The 17740-nt window shown below is 65.4% G+C and carries 20 protein-coding genes and 2 pseudogenes; 8 read left to right on the forward strand and 14 right to left on the reverse strand.

The genetic code is table 11. The annotated features are described in order from the left end of the window. The first annotated feature begins 89 nt into the window (after positions 1-89). Positions 90-329: a hypothetical protein gene (locus tag AC1DW2_RS30795; protein WP_014494703.1), complete on the forward strand. Its 240-nt coding sequence runs from the start codon at positions 90-92 to the stop codon at positions 327-329. Between the two features lie 263 nt (positions 330-592). On the opposite strand, the gene AC1DW2_RS30800 is transcribed toward AC1DW2_RS30795, so the two are convergent. Further along, on the reverse strand, positions 593-1060 hold the full coding sequence (locus AC1DW2_RS30800; protein WP_071913095.1) for a winged helix-turn-helix transcriptional regulator: 468 nt from the start codon (positions 1058-1060) through the stop codon (positions 593-595). A 123-nt stretch (positions 1061-1183) separates the two neighbouring features. Between AC1DW2_RS30800 and AC1DW2_RS30805 the strand changes: the two genes are divergently transcribed. Further along, positions 1184-1957 carry an SDR family NAD(P)-dependent oxidoreductase gene (locus tag AC1DW2_RS30805; protein WP_354079141.1) on the forward strand — a complete coding sequence of 258 codons (774 nt, stop codon included), beginning with the start codon at positions 1184-1186 and terminating at the stop codon, positions 1955-1957. A 174-nt stretch (positions 1958-2131) separates the two neighbouring features. Then, positions 2132-2314 (forward strand): hypothetical protein, encoded by a 183-nt coding sequence (locus AC1DW2_RS30810; RefSeq protein WP_354079143.1) that lies wholly within the window; start codon positions 2132-2134, stop codon positions 2312-2314. Positions 2315-2372: 58 nt separating this feature from the next. On the opposite strand, the gene AC1DW2_RS30815 is transcribed toward AC1DW2_RS30810, so the two are convergent. After that, entirely contained in the window at positions 2373-2981 is a 609-nt protein-coding gene (locus AC1DW2_RS30815; protein WP_354079145.1) for an FMN-dependent NADH-azoreductase, read from the reverse strand. An 84-nt stretch (positions 2982-3065) separates the two neighbouring features. Here AC1DW2_RS30815 and AC1DW2_RS30820 point away from each other — a divergent pair, with 84 nt between their 5' ends. Beyond that, on the forward strand, positions 3066-3476 hold the full coding sequence (locus AC1DW2_RS30820; protein ID WP_028152772.1) for a winged helix-turn-helix transcriptional regulator: 411 nt from the start codon (positions 3066-3068) through the stop codon (positions 3474-3476). On the opposite strand, the gene dprA is transcribed toward AC1DW2_RS30820, so the two are convergent. The 4 genes and pseudogenes from dprA to AC1DW2_RS30840 form a co-directional block, all read right to left on the reverse strand. Then, positions 3473-4615, reverse strand: a complete 1143-nt coding sequence (gene dprA, locus AC1DW2_RS30825) for a DNA-processing protein DprA (RefSeq protein ID WP_477007848.1) — start codon at positions 4613-4615, stop codon at positions 3473-3475. The genes AC1DW2_RS30820 and dprA overlap by 4 nt on opposite strands. Before the next feature lie 109 nt (positions 4616-4724). Next, positions 4725-5651, reverse strand: coding sequence for an ABC transporter substrate-binding protein (locus AC1DW2_RS30830; protein WP_477007849.1), 927 nt, complete (start codon positions 5649-5651; stop codon positions 4725-4727). 254 nt (positions 5652-5905) lie between these two features. After that, a pseudogene (locus AC1DW2_RS30835) lies at positions 5906-6019 on the reverse strand (DNA-processing protein DprA); the annotation flags it as partial. Between the two features lie 106 nt (positions 6020-6125). Beyond that, positions 6126-6551: a DoxX family protein gene (locus AC1DW2_RS30840; RefSeq protein WP_441268010.1), complete on the reverse strand. Its 426-nt coding sequence runs from the start codon at positions 6549-6551 to the stop codon at positions 6126-6128. A 312-nt stretch (positions 6552-6863) separates the two neighbouring features. On the opposite strand from AC1DW2_RS30840, the gene AC1DW2_RS30845 reads away from it, so the two are divergent. Beyond that, positions 6864-8108 carry an amidase gene (locus tag AC1DW2_RS30845; RefSeq protein WP_354079153.1) on the forward strand — a complete coding sequence of 415 codons (1245 nt, stop codon included), beginning with the start codon at positions 6864-6866 and terminating at the stop codon, positions 8106-8108. Here the strand turns inward: AC1DW2_RS30845 and AC1DW2_RS30850 are convergent. From AC1DW2_RS30850 to AC1DW2_RS30865, 4 genes are all read right to left on the reverse strand, one after another. Further along, positions 8100-9302, reverse strand: a complete 1203-nt coding sequence (locus AC1DW2_RS30850; RefSeq protein ID WP_354096586.1) for a patatin-like phospholipase family protein — start codon at positions 9300-9302, stop codon at positions 8100-8102. The genes AC1DW2_RS30845 and AC1DW2_RS30850 overlap by 9 nt on opposite strands. Before the next feature lie 211 nt (positions 9303-9513). Further along, positions 9514-10110, reverse strand: a complete 597-nt coding sequence (gene plsY / locus AC1DW2_RS30855; RefSeq protein WP_166342106.1) for a glycerol-3-phosphate 1-O-acyltransferase PlsY — start codon at positions 10108-10110, stop codon at positions 9514-9516. Positions 10111-10157: 47 nt separating this feature from the next. After that, entirely contained in the window at positions 10158-11459 is a 1302-nt protein-coding gene (locus AC1DW2_RS30860) for a dihydroorotase (protein WP_354096603.1), read from the reverse strand. A gap of 5 nt (positions 11460-11464) precedes the next feature. Beyond that, the gene (locus AC1DW2_RS30865) at positions 11465-12412 is read right to left on the reverse strand and encodes an aspartate carbamoyltransferase catalytic subunit (RefSeq protein ID WP_014494716.1); all 948 of its coding nucleotides are present in this window, start codon (positions 12410-12412) and stop codon (positions 11465-11467) included. 213 nt (positions 12413-12625) lie between these two features. Between AC1DW2_RS30865 and AC1DW2_RS30870 the strand changes: the two genes are divergently transcribed. Beyond that, entirely contained in the window at positions 12626-13384 is a 759-nt protein-coding gene (locus AC1DW2_RS30870) for a M15 family metallopeptidase (protein WP_354096604.1), read from the forward strand. 54 nt (positions 13385-13438) lie between these two features. Further along, the gene (locus tag AC1DW2_RS30875; RefSeq protein ID WP_354096587.1) at positions 13439-14203 is read left to right on the forward strand and encodes a CPBP family intramembrane glutamic endopeptidase; all 765 of its coding nucleotides are present in this window, start codon (positions 13439-13441) and stop codon (positions 14201-14203) included. 15 nt (positions 14204-14218) lie between these two features. Here AC1DW2_RS30875 and AC1DW2_RS30880 read toward each other — a convergent pair whose 3' ends face one another. Continuing rightward, entirely contained in the window at positions 14219-15142 is a 924-nt protein-coding gene (locus tag AC1DW2_RS30880) for an AEC family transporter (RefSeq protein WP_354096588.1), read from the reverse strand. A gap of 3 nt (positions 15143-15145) precedes the next feature. Continuing rightward, complete coding sequence (gene ruvX / locus AC1DW2_RS30885) at positions 15146-15631, reverse strand: Holliday junction resolvase RuvX (RefSeq protein WP_028150651.1); 486 nt, start codon at positions 15629-15631, stop codon at positions 15146-15148. Positions 15632-15677: 46 nt separating this feature from the next. Here ruvX and AC1DW2_RS30890 point away from each other — a divergent pair, with 46 nt between their 5' ends. Next, complete coding sequence (locus AC1DW2_RS30890) at positions 15678-15893, forward strand: hypothetical protein (RefSeq protein WP_028155062.1); 216 nt, start codon at positions 15678-15680, stop codon at positions 15891-15893. Positions 15894-15960: 67 nt separating this feature from the next. Here AC1DW2_RS30890 and AC1DW2_RS30895 read toward each other — a convergent pair. Together AC1DW2_RS30895 and AC1DW2_RS30900 are read right to left on the reverse strand one after the other, a co-directional pair. Next, positions 15961-16545, reverse strand: a pseudogene (locus tag AC1DW2_RS30895) (cyclase family protein); the annotation flags it as partial. A 134-nt stretch (positions 16546-16679) separates the two neighbouring features. After that, positions 16680-17738 carry an alcohol dehydrogenase gene (locus tag AC1DW2_RS30900; RefSeq protein WP_135215287.1) on the reverse strand — a complete coding sequence of 353 codons (1059 nt, stop codon included), beginning with the start codon at positions 17736-17738 and terminating at the stop codon, positions 16680-16682. Positions 17739-17740: the final 2 nt, after the last annotated feature.

The following is a 17740-nucleotide window of genomic DNA, read 5'->3' on the forward strand; positions in this document are numbered from 1 at the left end:
CATATCGAGAAAGTTGCAAAATACCACCTTGGAGTTGCGGTCAATGTCGGCGTAGAGTCCTCCCGGGGCATGGATTCGGGTGGGGTCTGGTGACTAAGCCAGGAAAGAAACGGGCGCGCGCCGCATCAGGCGCGCCGGGGGGCTCGCGCGGTGAGGAACCAGGGGAGGGCGGCGTCGATGAGGCCGTCGCCTTCATCGCCGAGCAGGTCGGGGCGTTGCGCAAGCTCGCCGAGCGCCACAAGCTCGACGTGCTGCATTATCTCCTGGGCATGACCAAGCTGGAGGCCGACGAGCACCTGCGGCTGCGGAGCAAGCGCAAGCTGTCGTAGCGGCGCTCACCATCCAATCCGTCATCCTGAGGTGCTCGCGTAGCGAGCCTCGAAGGATGAGCGGCCGAGATGCCGCAGCCGGGCCGTCGCCCTTCGAGGGCCGCTGAAGAAGCGGCCACCTCAGGGTGACGGCGATATATGGAGGCGCGCCGCATCAATCCCGTCATTGCGAGCGCAGCGAAGCAATCCAGAATCCCTCCGTGGTGAAACTCTGGATTGCCTCGCTGCGCTCGCAATGACGGTGTGGTGGCAGCGTGCCGCGATCAGGCCGACCGCCGCCGCGGTGCCGGTCGGGGCTTCAGCGTGATGTCGGCCAGGCTGAGCAACCGTCCATCCTCGGCGTGCAGCTCGAGCTTCTTCACCGGGCGGCCTTTGACGCGATCGACCATGACGGTGTCGATCTCCTCAGGCGTGTCGTCGAACTCCTCGCTCCATTGCCGGAGCGCGACCAGGATCGGGAAAAGGCCAAGTCCCTTCGGCGTCAGCACATACTCCTGGTAGGCGCTGCCATCGGAGGCGGGGGCGGTCGCCAGGATGCCGTGTTCGAGCATTGAGCGCAGGCGCGCCGACAAGATGTTCTTGGCCATGCCGAGCTTGCCCTGAAACTCGCCGAAGCGGCGCACACCGAGCATCGCTTCGCGGATGATCAGCAGCGTCCACCAGTCGCCGATCGCCTCCAGCGACCGCGCGACCGGGCAGCCGTCACCCTCAAAACTCGTTCGTTTCACCATCGTCTGAGGTCCCCTCACATTCGCACGATGTCGGCGCCAATCACGCGCTTGTGTGGTTGCATCATAAAACCATCCGCCTAGATTGCAATATGGTTTCATAATGAAACTATTGGAGAGGCGAGCATGAGACTGAGCGGCAAGACGGCACTCATCACCGGCGGCAACAGCGGAATTGGATTGGCAACGGCAAAGCTGTTCGTGGCCGAGGGCGCGAAGGTGATCATCACCGGGCGCAACAAGGAGACGCTGGAGGCCGCAGCAAAGGAACTCGGGCCGAACGGGCTCGCGCTGGTTGCGGACGCGACCGACGTCGCCGCGACTGAAGCGGCGATCAAGAAGGGCACCGAAAAATTCGGCAAGCTCGATATCGTGTTCGCGAATGCCGGCATCCCCGGCAGCACGCCGCTGGGCTCGACGACGCTGGATGTCTTTGAGAAGGTGATCAGCACCAACCTCACCGGCGTGTTCTTCACGGTGCAGTCGGCGCTGCCCTATATCAACGACAACGCCTCGATCATCCTCAACGGTTCGGTGATCTCCGTGCTCGGCGTTCCCGGCTACTCCGCTTACGGGGCCGCCAAGGCCGGCGTGCGCGCGCTGGCGCGGATCATGGCCTCGGAACTGTCGCCGCGCGGCATCCGCGTCAACGTCGTTGCGCCCGGCGCGACCCGCACGCCGATCTGGGGCGCCGCGATCGCAACGCCTGAAGCGGAGAAGGCGTTCGAGAAGCGCCTTGGACTATCCACGCCGCTCGGCCGCATTGCTGAACCGGATCACATCTCGAAGACGGTGCTGTTCCTCGCCTCCGACGATGCCGGGCACATCCAGGGCCAGGAGATCTTCGTCGACGGCGGCGCGGTGGCGTCTCCGAGCGGCGCGCCGATCTATCGCGGCTGATCAACGTTTGCGAAAATTGAATCGGTCGGCGCGACGACATCGGTTGCGCCGGCCTGTTCCTACACCTCGGTGGCTGTATTCCTCTGAACCTTCCGTGAGGCGTTGAACCTTCGCTTGCGCTGCCAAGACCCTTTTGCGGGCAGGGTCATAAGACTCACTTTCAGGGAGCCCGCGATGTCAAAAGCAGCTCGTATTTCTTCGTCGATTTCAGAACCGCGTATTTACACCGAACATTCCGCTATTCCCGCCAAGCACTCCGACACGTCCGAGTTCATCGGGGTGGCACTTTTCTCAGGCATCGGGCTTTTCATTTCGCTCATCGCCGTCATTCTTGGCGTTCAGGGCGCCTGGTTTTAGCGCTGTCGAACTCTCAGCCGCCGCCGGAGTCCGGCAGCGGCTGGTGTCGGCGTAAGTGTTACGCCGCCTGCAGGCTGGTGGCAGCCTGAAGCGCTCCGGCCAGCGCTTTCTCACGATGCTCAGGGCCAACCTGGATGCCGTCGGCGACGATGAATTCGGGGCTCGTGATGCCCATGAACGCGAACACGCCGCGCAAATAGGTTTCGAGGTGCTCGAGCGAGGCGGCCGGCGTGCCCGGGCCGTAATAGCCGCCGCGCGAGATCGCCACGATCACGCGCTTGTCGCCGGCAAGACCCTGCGGGCCGTTCGCGTCGTATTTGAACGTTTTCCCCGCCACGAGGACGCGGTCGATCCAGGCCTTGAGCTGGCTCGGGATCGTAAAATTGTACATGGGCGCGCCGATCACGACGATATCGGCATCAAGGAACTCGTTGAGCACGGCCGCGCTCGCGGCCAGGTCGGGACCGAGTTCCGCCGGCGCCGGCGCGCCTTGCGCGGCCGCAAGGTGCGAGCCGGAGAGGTGGGCGAGCGGAATCTGCGTCAAATCGCGGTAGACGAGGTCGAGCGACGGCGTCGCCTGCCTGAGACGGTCGACGATGGCGGCGGAAACCTGCCGTGAGACGGAGTGGGGGCCGAGCACGCTGGAGTCGATATGGAGGAGTTTCATTGGGGTTCACCTATGGTATAGATTTGTAACCCGCACTACATGAGTGACTGTCAAATTCCCCGCAAGAACGCACTTTTTTGAGCCATGGGCACATCTTTGAGACCTGCACACACCGATTTTCCTGCTCCCCAGATGCCGGATCGCGACCACGCGGACTGCCGCGGGGTCGCCTCGATCCTGGCGCGCGTCGGCGACAAATGGAGCGTGTTCGTCATCATGATGCTGAGCGACGGGCCCAAGCGCTTCAATGAGCTGAAGCGGATGATCAACGGCATCTCGCAGCGGATGCTGACCTTGACCCTGCGCGGGCTGGAGCGCGACGGCCTGGTCACGCGCACGATCTTCCCGACCATTCCGCCGCGCGTGGACTATGAGCTGACCGATCTTGGCCGCGGGCTCCAGCAGCCCGTGATGGCGCTTGGGCTATGGGCGAAGGAGCACCAGGCGCAGATCGCGGCGGCACGCACGCGGTTCGATGAGCGCAACGACACCTAGAGAAGAGAAACGAGACCGCCGCCGTGGCGTTCGAGGCGGCCGGCAAGCTCGAGCTCCAGCAGCACTGTGCGCACGATGGCTGGCGATGCGCCGGACATCCGCACGAGATCGTCGATCGAGATGGGGGCGGGGCCGAGCAGGCCGGTGATCTGGTCGCGGTCGTGTGATTGCGGATCGCTCTCGAACGGTTCGCTGTCGGGCTCGCTCGCCCGATGCATCAGCGGCCGCTCCATGATCGGTGCGACAGCGTTGACGATGTCGGACGCTTCGGTGACGAGCGTTGCGCCCTGCTTGATCAGATCGTTGGTGCCGGCGGCGCGCGGGTCGAGCGGCGAGCCGGGCACCGCGAACACCTCGCGGCCCTGTTCTGCCGCCATGCGCGCGGTGATCAGCGAGCCCGAGCGATGCGCCGCCTCGACCACGACCACGCCGAGGGCTGCGCCCGAGATCAGCCGGTTGCGGCGGGGGAAGTCGCGGGCGCGCGGCTCGTGGCCGAGCGGCATCTCGGAAATCGCAGCGCCCGCGTGATCGAGGATCGAGGCGAGCAGGTCGCCATGCTCGGGCGGATAGATGCAATCATGTCCGCCGGCGAGCACGGCGATGGTGCCGCTCTCGACACTGGCGCGGTGTGCGGCCTGGTCGACGCCGCGGGCGAGCCCCGAGATGACGATGAAGCCAGCTTCGCCCAGCTCGCGCGCGAGCTGCCCGGCGAATTTCAAGCCGGCGCCGGAGGCGTTGCGCGAACCGACGATCGCGATCATCGGCCGCATCAAGGTTGCGTTGTCGCCACGCACGGCGAGCAGCGGCGGCGCATCGTCGAGCGTGGCGAGCCGCGCCGGATAACCGTCCTCGCCGGGTGCAAGCCAGGCGATGCCGAACTTGCGGCTTGCGTCGAGCTCGGCCTTCGCCTCGTCCACGCTACAGATGCGCCCCGATCGTTGAGCGCCGCCGCGGCGCGCCAGATCGGGCAGCCGCTCCAGTGCGGCGCGCGGGCTGCCGAAATGATCGACCAGCGATTTGAAGGTGCGCGGCCCGACATTGTCGGAGCGGATCAGCCGCAGGCGGTCGATCCGTTCAGCCTCGGTCAGCTCCACGCTCGGATTGCTGGCGTCCACGGCGTCTCCTTGTGGGAGCAGCATGGAACAACCTGAGGGCGTGGGCAACAGTGGCGTGTGGTTGTTTCTATCGCCCCAATCATGGGCGGAGGAGGAATGGAGCAACGCGCTGCCTCATTCCTCAAGGCTTTTGCTATTCGATGACCTCGTCCGCGCGCACCTGCAGCGACTGCGGTATCTCGAGGCCGAGCGCCTTGGCGGTCTTCAAGTTGATGACCGTCTTAAACAGCGTCGGCTGCTCGATGGGGATGTCGGCCGGGTTCGCGCCCTTCAATATCTTGTCAACGAAAACAGTGGCGCGGCGAAACATGGAGGTGAAGTCTACCCCGTACCCTACCAGTGCGCCCCCCCGGGACGCGACGATGGGTGCGGCAATCGATGGCACGCGGCACTTGTCGACAATCGCCGCGACCAACGCCGAATTGGTGACAAACGCATTGGCGTCCGTGATGACGAGACCGTCCATGGCGGTGGAGCCGAAGATTGATAGCGCGTTGTCGAGGTCGCCGGGGACGTCAAGCTCGATCGGTCGCAGCTCAACCTTCATTGCCCGCGCGGCGTTCGTCATGGCACTCATGGTGCCGTTGTTCAGGGGGTTGCCTCGCTGCATGAGCACCCCTGCGCGGGTCATCGAGGGAGCTATGCTCGCAAGAACCTCTAACCGCTTCGCAGCTAGTTCTGTAAGGAAAAAGGTCTGTCCCGTAATGTTGCCACCGGGATGAGCCATGCTGGCTGCAAGGCCCAAGGTCACCAGATCGGGACCCACGATCATCACGGTTGGAATTGTGGTCGTCGCACGGTGCGCGGCAAGAACCCCGGGAAATGTGGCTGTCACGAGAACGTCGACGCCGAGGGCGACCAGTTCAGCAGCCAGCGCCGGAAGCCGGTTATCGTCGCCGTCGGCGTCGCGATATTCAACGTGGACGTTCTCGCCCTCAACCCAACCGAGACCGCGAAGCGCAACGAGGAACGCGTCGACCTCCAAATTTCGCGGTGGGGGAGGAAAAGGCCGATCCGCGAGACGCGCTTCACTTGCTGAGCGCGTGCGGCCGTTGCCCACGCCAACGCCCCGCCAGCCAAAGTGATGAATCCGCGTCGTTTCATAGCACCGCTAAATCGCTTATCCTCTGGCAGAGAGTAAGCATTTTTCGACATTGGTCCAGCCGCGTCAATGAACAGGTTGGGTCAGAAGGCGCACAGCCTAAGCCGAGACGGCGTGAGCGTCCAACAGTCCGGCAATTCGAATCTCATCGCCTTGATTGTCGGGGCAATTTAGAACTAACGCAAAGGTTGCGGCGTTTCCGCGTTAGTGCCACGCGGCCCGACATTGTCGAAGCGGATCAGCCGCAGGCGGTCGATCCGCTCGGCTTCAGTCAGCTCCACGCTCGGATTGATGGCGTCCACGGCGTCTCCTTGTGGGAGCAGCATGGAACAACCTGAGGGCGTGGGCAACAGTTACGTGCGCTTGATCGGGCTTCAAAGGCGCTGCCGGAAGACCCGACGTGGTCGACGGGTCTTCCGCAAGGTCGTCGATTCAACGCGCGTGCGCCGCCTGAGCGACAGCGACGCCGCCACGGGAGACGCGAGCGTCAAGGCTAAGCGCACCGGCACCGAAGGCAAAGATCTGGAGCAGGCCGCCTGCCATCATCACGTTCTTGAGGAAGTGGATCATCTGATTCTGGTCTGCAAAGTTGTTGTGGAACGAGACTGCCGCGGCTAGCGAGAATATGGCGAGCGCCAGCGCGACCGAGCGGGCTTGATAGCCCGCGATCAGCAGGAGACCGCCACCGAGCTCGACGGGAACTGCGATCGCATATGCCAACGGGGGCACCGGCAATCCCGCAGCGGCGATGTAAGCGGTCGTCGCACCATAAGCGGTGAGCTTGCTGAAGCCACTCATTGCAAACGGGAGGCCGATCAGCAGGCGGCCAACGAGGGAAGCATAACGGGTCGTATCCATGGTCATCGCTCCTGTGCTTGGTTGAGGTCCGACGGCGGTGACGCACCAGGCGTTTGTGGTTCGTAAGAGAGTGCGCGCCGCAGGGCCCTGCGTTGTGACCTCACACTGGCTCGATTGAATCGCGATAAAAATAGAAATAATTGAAAGATACTGTTTCCATTTTTGATCTCATCCGCGCGGCGCCCGCGGACGCGGATGCTCTGGTCGAGCCGCTGGTCCCGGTCGACTGCACGCATGGATCGACCGCGTCCACGTGCGCTTGCGCGACCTCGTCCCGATGCTAAAAGCGATGGCAATAAGAAGGGTATTGCCATGATCTCACTCGCCGACCTCCAGCGCCGCATCGAAGCGGGCGAGCTTTCGCCCGATGACGCAATCGCCCAGTCGCACGCGGCGATCGAGGCCAGGGAGAAGGACGTCCACGCCTTCGTCCGTCACGACAAATCCGCGAAGGCGCAAGCCTCCGGCCCACTGCGCGGCATCGCCGTCGGCATCAAGGACATCATCGACACCGCCAACATGCCGACCGAGATGGGCTCGGAGATCTATCGCGGCTGGCAGCCGCGCTCGGACGCGCCGGTCGTGATGATGCTGAAGCGGGCAGGCGCCACCATCATCGGCAAGACCACCACCACGGCGTTCGCCTCGCGCGATCCGACCCCGACGCTCAATCCGCACAATCTCGGCCATACGCCGGGCGGCTCGTCCTCGGGCTCGGCTGCGGCCGTCGGCGCCGGCATGATTCCGCTAGCGCTGGGCACCCAGACCGGCGGATCGGTGATCCGGCCCGCCGCCTATTGCGGGGCTGCCGCGATCAAGCCGTCGTTCCGGATGCTGCCGACCATCGGCGTGAAGTGCTACTCGTGGGCGCTCGATACTGTCGGCCTGTTCGGATCGCGCGCGGAAGATCTCGCGCGCGGGCTGCTGGCGATCACCGGCCGCACTGAATTCGATGGCATCGCCGCGGCCAAGGCGCCGCGCATCGGCGTGGTGAGGCAGGAGTTTGCCGAGGCCGTGGAGCCGGCGGCGGAAGAGGGCTTGCAGGCTGCGATCAAGGCGGCCGAGAAGGCCGGCGCCAGTGTCAAGACCATCGATCTGCCGGAGTCGGTGCAGGAAGCCTGGCGCATCCACCCGATCATCCAGGATTTCGAGGCGCATCGCGCGCTGGCCTGGGAGTTTTCGGAGCATCACGACGAGATCGCGCCGATGCTGCGTGCCAGCCTCGATGACACCGTCGGCTTGACGCCGAAGCAGTATGACGACGCGCGTCGGATCGCCCGCCGTGGCCGCCGCGAGCTCGGCGAACTGTTCGAGGGGTTTGACGTGCTGCTGACCTATTCGGCGCCGGGCACCGCGCCGGCCAAGGAGCTCGCCTCGACCGGCTCGCCCCGTTACAACCGGCTCTGGACGCTGATGGGCAACCCGTGCGTCAACGTGCCGGTGATGAAAGTGGGCGGCCTGCCGATCGGCGTGCAGGTGATCGCGCGCTTCGGCAACGATCCGGGCGCGCTTGCGGCGGCATGGTTCCTGGAGGACGCGCTGGCGAAATCAGGCTAGCGCAGGCTCAGCGGCGGGCAGCGCGCGTTCGGCCTCGGCGCCTGCAGCGCCTTGTCCGAGCCAACGCTCGGCGGCCTCGCGGCCACTCCGGTGCAGCGTGCGAATGAAGCCGCGGCCGAGATCGGTGGATGAGCGCTGCGCCAGGCCCTCAACGGAGTCTTCGGCCGCGATCCTGGAGAGCCGCAGCGAAGGTGCAGCCGTGGCTCGCGCCCATTCGAGTGCCGCGATCTCGGCGTTGAGGGCGGCGTTGGCTGCGATCTGGTCGAGCCTGCGGTCGATCGCGGCGAGCGTGATCGGCACGTAGCTGTCGCGCGTGGGCGTGACCTGGACGAGCAGCAGATCGGAGGCTGTCGATTCCTGCGCCAGGCCCACCAGCGGCGGATTGCCGCCAATGCCGCCATCCCAATAGGCCTCGCCGTCGATCTCGACGGCGCAGTGAACCAAAGGCGGGCAGGTCGAGGCCAGCGCGACGTCGGCGGTAATGCAATCGTTGCGGAAGATCTGCTGCTGCCCATCGCGGATTCGCGTCGCGGCGATCAGCAGTTTTGGGCAGGCCGCGTCGCGCAAGGCGGCAAAATCGATGTCGCGCGATAGCGCCAGCCGCAGCGGATCGAGATCGAACGGATCGAACTGGCCGGAGCGCAACGTCGGACCGAATGCGACCGAGCTTCCCGCCGGCGAGAATCCGCCGACCAGCATCAAGGAGCGGAACGAGGCCTCGTGCATCAGGCGGGCCCAGAACCGGTTCAACCGCGAATGGGCGCCTTCGCGTCCGCCTTCGGCGAGGCCGGAGGCGAGCAGCAGCGCATTGATGGCGCCGGCACTGGCGCCGCTGATGGTGTCGATCTGGATGGTCGGGTGTTCCAGCAACCGCTCCAGCACGCCCCAGGTGAAGGCCGCAAAAGTGCCGCCGCCCTGAAGGGCCAGCGACACTCTTTGCGGCGGCCATTGGCTGGAGCGCGGCTGCACGGCCGCGACCGGCGCTGCAATGGTCACGATCTCGACTGGCGCGGCGGCTTGCGCGACGGGCGCAGGCCGGGTCACTGGCGGGGGTACGGGAGCAGGCTCGGGCGCGGGCAGCGGCGATGGCGCATCGGACCAGATATTGGTCATCGAGAGCAGCCGGCTTGCTGCGGTGCTGGAAGCACCGTGCGAACCGGACCCGTCATGCGTGCCGACAACCTTCTCGCTCATTCTGAGCTACCGCGTAACGCCATTTCCGCTGTCAGGATGACAGGCGTGGAACTCGTTCGCCACTCCGGCCGCGAGCAGCTTCCGAGTTGCGAACAGGAATTGGCACATAATGCGGAGGCGGTGCGGCGATATCCGTACTTTTTCCGGCCTTGGATTTTGTTTTGACGCGTTTTCTTGACGCGAACCGGTAGCCACTTCGCTCGAAAACGCTCTAGGCCTTCTCGCCGATCCGGCTTTCCTTGCCGGATTGCAGTCGCTTGATGTTCTCGCGATGCGCGTAGAACAAGAGCAGCGTCAGCGCGGCGAACAGCGATGCGAGCGCGAGGTGCCCGAACCACCACAGGAAAATCGGGGTGATGAACGCCGCCACCAGCGCGGACAGCGAGGAGTAGCGGGTGGTGAAGGCGGTGGCGAGCCAAAGCAGGCAGAACACGATCGCGCCGGGCCAGAACAGGCCGAGCAGGATGCCGATATAGACGGCGACGCCCTTGCCGCCTTTGAACTTCAGCCAGACCGGGAAGAGATGGCCGAGGAAGGCGCCGAGCCCGGCCACCATGGCGGCATTGGGTCCCGCGATGTAGCCGGCGATCACCACCGCGACCGTGCCCTTGAGCGCGTCAAGCAGCAGGGTGCCCGCGGCAAGGCTCTTGCGTCCCGTGCGCAGCACGTTGGTGGCGCCGATGCTGCCGGAGCCGATCGAGCGAATATCCTGCGTGCCGGCGAGCCTGGTCAGGACCAGCCCGAACGGAATCGAGCCGAGCAGGTAGCCGATGACAAAGGCCACCGGCAGGAAGGCTTCAAGCCCCATGGCCGCATCTCCATGCTGAACCGCGACGCCACGCATGAATTTGCCCGTCAGACATGCTCGTACACCGTCCGTCCGCCGACAATGGTGCGCACCACGCGGCCTGTAAAGCGGGCCTCGTCGAACGGCGTGTTCTTGCAGGGCGATTTGAGGTCGGCGGGATCGACGATCCAGGGCACATCGGGATCGATCACGATGACATCGGCCGGGCTGCCCGTGCGCAGGGTTCCACCCGGCAGGCCCAGGATCTCGGCCGGCCGCGTCGACATGGCCCGGATCAGCGTCTTCAGGTCGAGTTCCTCGTTGTGCACGAGGCGAAGGCCCGCCGGCAGCATGGTCTCGAGCCCAATGGCGCCGGGTGCGGCTTCCGCGAACGGCAGGCGCTTGACCTCGACGTCCTGCGGATTGTGGTCGGACATGATGACGTCGACGAGGCCGGAGGCGACCGCGGCGACCAGCGCGCGGCGGTCGTCCTCGGTCCGCAGCGGCGGCGACAGCTTCAGGAACGACCGGTAGGGGCCGATATCGTTCTCGTTCAGCGCAAGATGATTGATCGAGACGGAGGCGGTCACGGCGAGGCCGGCGTCGCGGGCGCGCTTCAGGACGTCGAGCGAGTCGATACAGGTCAGCGAGGCCGCGTGATAGCGCCCGCCGGTGAGCGCGACGAGACGCATGTCGCGCTCGAGCATCACGGCCTCCGCCGCGTTCGGGATGCCCATCAGGCCGAGCCGCGAGGCGAACTCGCCCTCGTTCATCACGCCTTCGCCGACCAGATCGGGATCCTCGGTGTAATGCACGATCAGCGCGTCGAAATCGCGCGCGTAGGTCAGCGCGCGGCGCATCACCTGCGCGTTGATCACGCTCTTGTCGCTGTCGCTGAAGGCGATCGCGCCGGCGGCCTTGAGCAGGCCGAACTCGGTCATCTCCTCGCCGTGCATGCCCTTGGTGAGCGCCGCCATCGGCTGGATGTTGACGATCGCGGTGTCGCGGGCGCGGCGCATCACGAAGTCGACGGTCGCCGAGTTATCGATCACCGGAGACGTGTCGGGCTGGCAGATGATGGTGGTGATGCCGCCGGTCGCGGCCGCCTGGCTCGCGGAGGCAAAGGTCTCGCGGTGGCTGAAGCCGGGCTCGCCGACGAAGGCGCGCATGTCGACCAGGCCGGGGGCCACGATCTTGCCGGCGCAGTTGACGACGTCGGTGCCCTCGGGGACGCCGGCCGCTCCGATCCCGCGACGGGTCTCGCGGATGATGCCGTCGGCAATCAGGACATCGCCGGGGCCGTCGAAATCCCTGCTGGGATCGACGACGCGGGCGTTGGCGAGCAGGATGGGACGGCGGTCAGTCAGCATGAGCATCACGCGTTCGGCAAATTGCGGGCGAGCGCTTCGAGCACGGCCATCCGTACCGCCACGCCCATCTCGACCTGTTCGCGGATCAGCGATTGCGCGCCGTCGGCGACCGCTGTGTCGATCTCGACGCCGCGGTTCATCGGGCCGGGATGCATGACGAGAGCATCCGGCTTGGCGTAAGCGAGCTTTTTCTGGTCCAGCCCGAAATAGTTGAAATATTCGGAGGTCGACGGCACGAAGGAGCCGTTCATGCGCTCGCGCTGGAGCCGCAGCATCATGACGATATCGGCGCCGTTGAGCCCTTCGCGCATGTCGCGCGCAACCTCGACCCCCATGCGCTCGATGCCGGGCGGCAGCAGCGTGGAAGGGCCGACGACGCGGACGCGGGCGCCCATGGTGTTGAGCAGGATGATGTTGGAACGGGCGACACGCGAATGCAGCACGTCGCCGCAGATCGCGACCACGAGGCCCTCGATCCGGCCCTTGTTGCGGCGAATGGTCAGCGCGTCGAGCAGCGCCTGCGTCGGATGCTCGTGCGCGCCGTCGCCGGCATTGATCACGGAACCGTCGACCTTGCGCGCCAGCAGTTCCACCGCGCCGGAGGCGTGATGGCGCACCACCAGGATATCCGGATGCATGGCGTTCAGCGTCATCGCGGTGTCGACCAGCGTCTCGCCCTTCTTGATGGACGAGGAGGAGACCGACATGTTCATGACGTCGGCGCCCAGCCGTTTGCCGGCGAGCTCGAACGAGGACTGGGTCCGGGTCGAGGCCTCGAAGAACAGATTTACCTGCGTCCGTCCACGCAGGACGGTGCGCTTCTTGTCAACCTGGCGGTTGAGCTCGACATATTCTTCGGACAGGTCGAGGAGGCCGGTGATGTCGGCCGCGGAAAGGCCCTCGATGCCCAGCAAATGCCGGTGGCCGAGGACGAAGGTCGATTTCGATGTCATTAAAACGAGAGCTATAGGCGGGGATGGCTGGGGGGGCAAGGGCCAATGCCGGGGCGGGGGGTTATCCCCTGATCTGTCAAGTTCGTCGCTCTGGCGTGGCCTGTCGCCAGTATCTCCGTCATGCCCGGGCTTGTCCCGGGCATCCACGATCTTCTACCGCATTTGAGGCAAAGGACGTGGATGGCCGGGACAAGCCCGGCCATGACGATGGGGATGGATCACGTGAAGTTAATCCGAATTGTGATTGCGCTGACGATGATAACGGCCGAAGCCCACGCCCAGTCGCTCCCCGGCGGCTTCGTCTATCTGCGCGACATCGATCCCGGCATCATCCAGGACATCCGCTACGCCACGTCCAACAATTTCGTCGGCCGTCCGCTCGCCGGCTACGGCGCCGGCGAATGCGTGGTGAGGCGCGAGGTGGGGCTGCGGCTGAAGGCGGTCCAGCAGGAATTGGCGGCGCAAAGCCTGTCGCTGAAGATGTTCGACTGCTACCGGCCGGCGCGGGCCTCGCTCGACATGGTGAAGTGGTCGCAGAACGGCTACGAGACGGCGGCCGAGCGGCGCTACAATCCGAAGATCCCGAAGAGCGAGCTGTTCCGCCTCGGCTACATCGCGAGCCGCTCGCAGCATTCCACGGGCGCGGCGCTCGATCTCACGCTGGTCGATCTCAAGGCTGACAATTCCGCCAGATACGACCCGTCGAAAACCTATGCCGATTGCACGGCGCCGGTCGAGGCACGATTGCCGGAGGGCAGCGTCGACATGGGCACGGGCTACGACTGCACGGACGCGAAGGGGCATACTGCTGTAACGTCGATCAATCCGGACCAGCGTGCCTGGCGCAAGCGGCTGTTGGCCGCGATGGCGAAGCAAGGCTTTGTGAACTATGCGAAGGAGTGGTGGCATTTTTCCCTGCCGGGGGCGGGCGGGGCGGCCTATGATTTCCCGATTCCGCCGCGAACGAAGTAGATCGTCGTGCGAACGGCCCCGGAATGACGGTGCCGTCCCAACGAAAGCGCTTGAATGGACTCCCTCAATCCCGATCTCCCGCCGATGACCGTGACGCTAGCCGCGCCGCGCGTCTGGAAATTCTGGGGCACGGCGGTGTGGGGCCTGCTCATCTTCGTCGCGATGTTTCTCGGCCAGGTCGGTGCCATCCTCTATCTGGTCTGGGACCGTGGCGACCCCCTCGACCTGATGTCGCTACAGCGCGTCGGTCGCGAGCCCGCGGCGCTCGCGCTGTCGGTGACCATGGGCCTGCCGGCGACGCTGGCCGCGGTGTGGCTCGCCATCCGCATCAAGAAGGCCTCGTTCGTCGACTACCTCGCGCTGCGTTGGCCGTCCTGGAAGCAAATGCTGTTCGGCGCCATCGGGCTTGTCCTGATCGTTGTCGCCTGGGAGACGATGTCGCGGAGCCTGGGCCGCGAGGCGACGCCAGGCTTCATGACCGATCTGTTGAAATCGGGCCGCGACAAGGGCGCGGCTGTGATGCTGCTGTTCGCGTTCAGTGTCGCTGCGCCGATGTCGGAAGAGGTTTTGGCGCGCGGCTTCCTGTTTCGCGGCTGGTCGGCGAGCTTCCTGCGCGTGCCCGGCGCGATCATCCTGTCGTCACTGGTGTGGACGGTCGTGCACCTGCAGTACGACATGTACTTCCTCGCCGAGGTCTTCTCCATCGGCCTGTGGTTCGGCTACATGCGTTATCGCGCCAACTCGCTCTGGCTCACCATCGTGCTGCATGCGCTGAACAATCTGACTGCGGTGGTGCTGACGATGTGGCTGGGGAGCTGAGGCCTCGCACGAGGCCTAAGCCACCAGCGCGATCGCGATCGGCATCGTGACCGCCGCCAAGATCGTCTGCAGCGTGATGATCTGCGCCAGCAGCGGCGCATCGCCGCCCATCTGGCGGGCCAGCACATAGGCGCTGGGCGAGGTCGGCACCGCCGCGCAGATTGCGACGATCGCCAGGCTGTCGCCCGAGAGCCCGAACCAGGCGGCGAGCGCCAGCGCCAGCACGGGCATCAGCGCCAGCTTGAACGCCACGCCGATGGTTGCGCTCACGCTCGGGCGGAGCAGGCCCTTGAGCTGCAGACCAGCGCCGGTGACGAGCAGGCCGATGGCGAGCGAGGAACGGCCGAGGGCATCCGCGACCTCGTGCCAGATTCTTGGCAGCGGCAGATGAATGACGTTGATGACGAGGCCGACCACGCAGGCCCAGATCAGGGGATTGCGGACCACCGTCATGACGATGGCGCGGGCGGACTGCTTCTCGGGTGAAGCATAGTGCGCGAGCACGGCGACGCTGAACACGTTGACCAGCGGAATGATCGCGACCATCGCCACGGAGGCCAGCGCCAGCCCGACATCGCCGAACATGTTGGCGGACACTGAGAGCGCCACATAGGTCTGCCAGCGCGTCGCGCCCTGGAAGATCGAGGTGAAGGCGGGACCGTCGATGTCGAACCGCGCGAGCGCTGGGCGGAGCGCGAGGCAGAGCAGCGACATCGCCAGCACCGACAGCAGCAGCGCGCCGCCGACGCCGGCGACCGGCACCCTGGAGAGGTCGGCCTTCACCAGCGTCTGGATCAGCAGCATCGGGAACAGCACGAAATAAGTCAGCCGCTCCAGCCCATGCCATTGCGTGTCGAGCCGCATCAGGGTGCGCCTGAGCACCACGCCGAGCACGATGAGGATGAAGACCGGCAGCAGCGCCGCGATCACGACGGCCATGGATCAGCCCGATGCCGCGCGAAGATTGGCGAGGCGGTCGAGCGCGCCTTGCAGGATGAAGATCGCGGCGTGCTCGTCGATCACTTCGGCGCGCTTGGCGCGGCTGACATCCATGCCGATCAGTTCGCGCTCGACGGCGGCGGTCGACAGACGCTCGTCCCAGAGGCCGATGGGGAGTGTGGTCAGCCCGGCAAGGTTGCGGGCGAAGGCGCGGGTCGATTGCGCCCGCGGGCCCTCGCTGCCGTCCATGTTGATGGGCAGGCCGAGCACGAAGCCGACCGCCTTGCGCTCGGCCGCGATCGCGAGCAGCCGGGCGGCATCCTGCTTGAACGCCTTGCGCTGGATGGTCTCGACGCCGGTCGCTAACCGCCGGTCCGGATTGGACACGGCAACGCCAATGGTCTTGGTGCCGAGGTCAAGGCCGACCAACCCGCCGCGTTCGGGCCAGTGGGTTGCAGCATCGATCAGGGGCAGGATAAGAGCCGGCATGGGACTAGCGCTTATCACGCGTCGCGCTGCGGAGTGAACCCGGAACATGGATGCACTGACACTATTCGGCCTGTTTGCCGTGACGGCGATGCTGGTCTGCTATGCCCTGGAGGATCGCAGCCATTGGTTCGTGCTGCTGTTCGCGGTGTCCTGCGCGCTCGGCTCGGCTTACGGCTTCCTGCAAGGCGCCTGGCCGTTTGGTCTCGTCGAAGCCATCTGGGCCTTCGTTGCATTGCGGCGATGGCATCTGAGGCCGCGATGACGGACAGGTCGGGCGAGGGCGCCTGCCGGGCGGCAGGCCGATCCTCGCCCGCTGAGTACGTCGCCGATCAGCGGATCGCGATCGGGTTGATCATCGCCTGCACGCCGCCGGTCCAGCGCGGCTGTCCGAGCACGAACAGGAATTCGTAGCCCTTGTCGCGAGCGAGCGCGGCGGTGTCCATGTTCTCGAGAATGTAGGTCCCATTCATCGCGAGCAGGATCTGGTGCACCTCGAACACGTTCTTGGACTCGAACGGCAGCACCTCGAGCGCCCAGGTGTCGGCACCGATGGCGACCACGCCCTTGCCGGTCAGGTACTTCGCGCCTTCGACGCCGAGACCGGGCTCGCCGGCCGAATAACGCTTGTCGTCCTTGCCGATCAGACTGAGCCAGCCGGTGTGGAAGATGACGACATCGCCCTGGCGGATCTCGACGTTCTGCTGCTTGGCGGCTTCCTCGATCTCCTTGACGTTGAAGGCGGTGCCTTCCTTCACGATGTCGGTTTTGAAATAGGCGGCCATGTCGAGCAGCACGCCGCGCGTGACCATCGGTGGGACCTTCTCGATACCGAGCTTCTTCAAGCCATTCGGATCGGCGAAATCGGCGAGCTTGTTGCCGTTGTAATAGACGTGCTCGACGCCGAAGCTGGCGAGGACTTTAGTTCGCGATGTGCCGGTTCCCCTATTTGGAACCGGGGGCTTGCGTCAATTCCGGGTTAATTCGGCGGAGGAAAACGCGGCGGCGAGATCTCATCTCGCCGCTAAGCCTGCCTGGATTTTCCTGCGCATCAGTTCTTCAGCACGATGCGGCCGACGACCTTGCCGGCGCGCAACTCGTCGATCCATTTCTGGACGTCGCCCATCGGCTCCTCGCGCATCGGCGTCGGCTTGATCTTGCCGGCGCGGGCGAGCGCCATCAGCTCCTGGGCTTCCGCGAGCGTGCCGACCATGAAGCCCTCGACGGTCAGGCGCTTGTAGACCCATTGCACCATCGGCAGGGTGAACTGGCCGCCCATCAGGCCGGAGACGACGACCTTGCCGCCGCGCGCGGCGACCGCCACGGCAAAGGCCATCGACTTCTCATTGCCGGCGAAATCGACCACCTCGTCGAAGCCGCCCTCGGTTTCCTTCAGGATGCGCTTGATCACGTCGGGCTCGGACGGATCGTAGGCGACGGCTGCGCCGTTCTTCAGCGCGGTCTCGCGTGCGGCCGGCGAGAGATCGGCCACCGTGATCGGCTGCTTGAACATCGCCTGCGCGAACGACAGGCCCATCATGCCGACGCCGCCGAGGCCGATCAGCAGCAGATTGCGCTGGCGCGGGCGGTCGACCAGGCGCTTGAGCGCGCCGTAGGCGGTCACGCCGGAGCACATCAGGGTCGCGGCCTGGTTGACGGGCAGGGGATCGTAGTCGAGCAGGTACTTTGCGTCGGGCACCAGCACGTGGGTGGCGAAGCCGCCGTCGATGGAGACGCCGAGGAAGCGCTGCTTCGCGCAAAGGTTCTCGTCGCCATTGGCGCAGTCGCGGCACTGGCCGCAGCCGATCCACGGGAACACCGCCTTCTTGGCTCCGACAAGGTTCGCCGGCACGTCCGAGCCGACTTCGTCGACCACGCCCGCGATCTCGTGGCCGAGCGTAAACGGCAGCGTCATGCCGCGCGTGGTGTCGAGCTTCTTGCCGCCGCCGAGATCGGCATAGCCGTCCTGGATGTGCAGGTCGGAATGGCAGAGGCCGCAGCGCTCGATGCGCACCAGCACCTCGCGGCCTTTCGGCTTCGGCGTGTCGACGATGGTCTCGCACAAGGGCGCATCGAACTTGACCAGGGACTGCCGACGCATCAACGCCATAT

The sequence above is a fragment of the Bradyrhizobium sp. P3_C3 genome (genome assembly GCF_056402655.1).

Excerpts from the sequence above, each read along its gene's own strand:
- AC1DW2_RS30805 (WP_354079141.1), top strand. The coding sequence starts at position 1,184 with ATGAGACTGAGCGGCAAGACGGCACTCATCACCGGCGGCAACAGCGGA.
- AC1DW2_RS30900 (WP_135215287.1), bottom strand. The coding sequence starts at position 17,738 with ATGGCGTTGATGCGTCGGCAGTCCCTGGTCAAGTTCGATGCGCCCTTG.
- plsY (WP_166342106.1), bottom strand. The coding sequence starts at position 10,110 with ATGGGGCTTGAAGCCTTCCTGCCGGTGGCCTTTGTCATCGGCTACCTG.
- AC1DW2_RS30820 (WP_028152772.1), top strand. The coding sequence starts at position 3,066 with ATGGGCACATCTTTGAGACCTGCACACACCGATTTTCCTGCTCCCCAG.
- ruvX (WP_028150651.1), bottom strand. The coding sequence starts at position 15,631 with ATGCCGGCTCTTATCCTGCCCCTGATCGATGCTGCAACCCACTGGCCC.
- AC1DW2_RS30845 (WP_354079153.1), top strand. The coding sequence starts at position 6,864 with ATGATCTCACTCGCCGACCTCCAGCGCCGCATCGAAGCGGGCGAGCTT.
- AC1DW2_RS30880 (WP_354096588.1), bottom strand. The coding sequence starts at position 15,142 with ATGGCCGTCGTGATCGCGGCGCTGCTGCCGGTCTTCATCCTCATCGTG.
- AC1DW2_RS30890 (WP_028155062.1), top strand. The coding sequence starts at position 15,678 with ATGGATGCACTGACACTATTCGGCCTGTTTGCCGTGACGGCGATGCTG.
- AC1DW2_RS30865 (WP_014494716.1), bottom strand. The coding sequence starts at position 12,412 with ATGACATCGAAATCGACCTTCGTCCTCGGCCACCGGCATTTGCTGGGC.
- AC1DW2_RS30870 (WP_354096604.1), top strand. The coding sequence starts at position 12,626 with ATGGATCACGTGAAGTTAATCCGAATTGTGATTGCGCTGACGATGATA.
- AC1DW2_RS30815 (WP_354079145.1), bottom strand. The coding sequence starts at position 2,981 with ATGAAACTCCTCCATATCGACTCCAGCGTGCTCGGCCCCCACTCCGTC.
- AC1DW2_RS30840 (WP_441268010.1), bottom strand. The coding sequence starts at position 6,551 with ATGGATACGACCCGTTATGCTTCCCTCGTTGGCCGCCTGCTGATCGGC.
- AC1DW2_RS30810 (WP_354079143.1), top strand. The coding sequence starts at position 2,132 with ATGTCAAAAGCAGCTCGTATTTCTTCGTCGATTTCAGAACCGCGTATT.
- AC1DW2_RS30850 (WP_354096586.1), bottom strand. The coding sequence starts at position 9,302 with ATGAGCGAGAAGGTTGTCGGCACGCATGACGGGTCCGGTTCGCACGGT.
- AC1DW2_RS30800 (WP_071913095.1), bottom strand. The coding sequence starts at position 1,060 with ATGGTGAAACGAACGAGTTTTGAGGGTGACGGCTGCCCGGTCGCGCGG.
- AC1DW2_RS30875 (WP_354096587.1), top strand. The coding sequence starts at position 13,439 with ATGGACTCCCTCAATCCCGATCTCCCGCCGATGACCGTGACGCTAGCC.
- AC1DW2_RS30860 (WP_354096603.1), bottom strand. The coding sequence starts at position 11,459 with ATGCTGACTGACCGCCGTCCCATCCTGCTCGCCAACGCCCGCGTCGTC.
- dprA (WP_477007848.1), bottom strand. The coding sequence starts at position 4,615 with ATGCTGCTCCCACAAGGAGACGCCGTGGACGCCAGCAATCCGAGCGTG.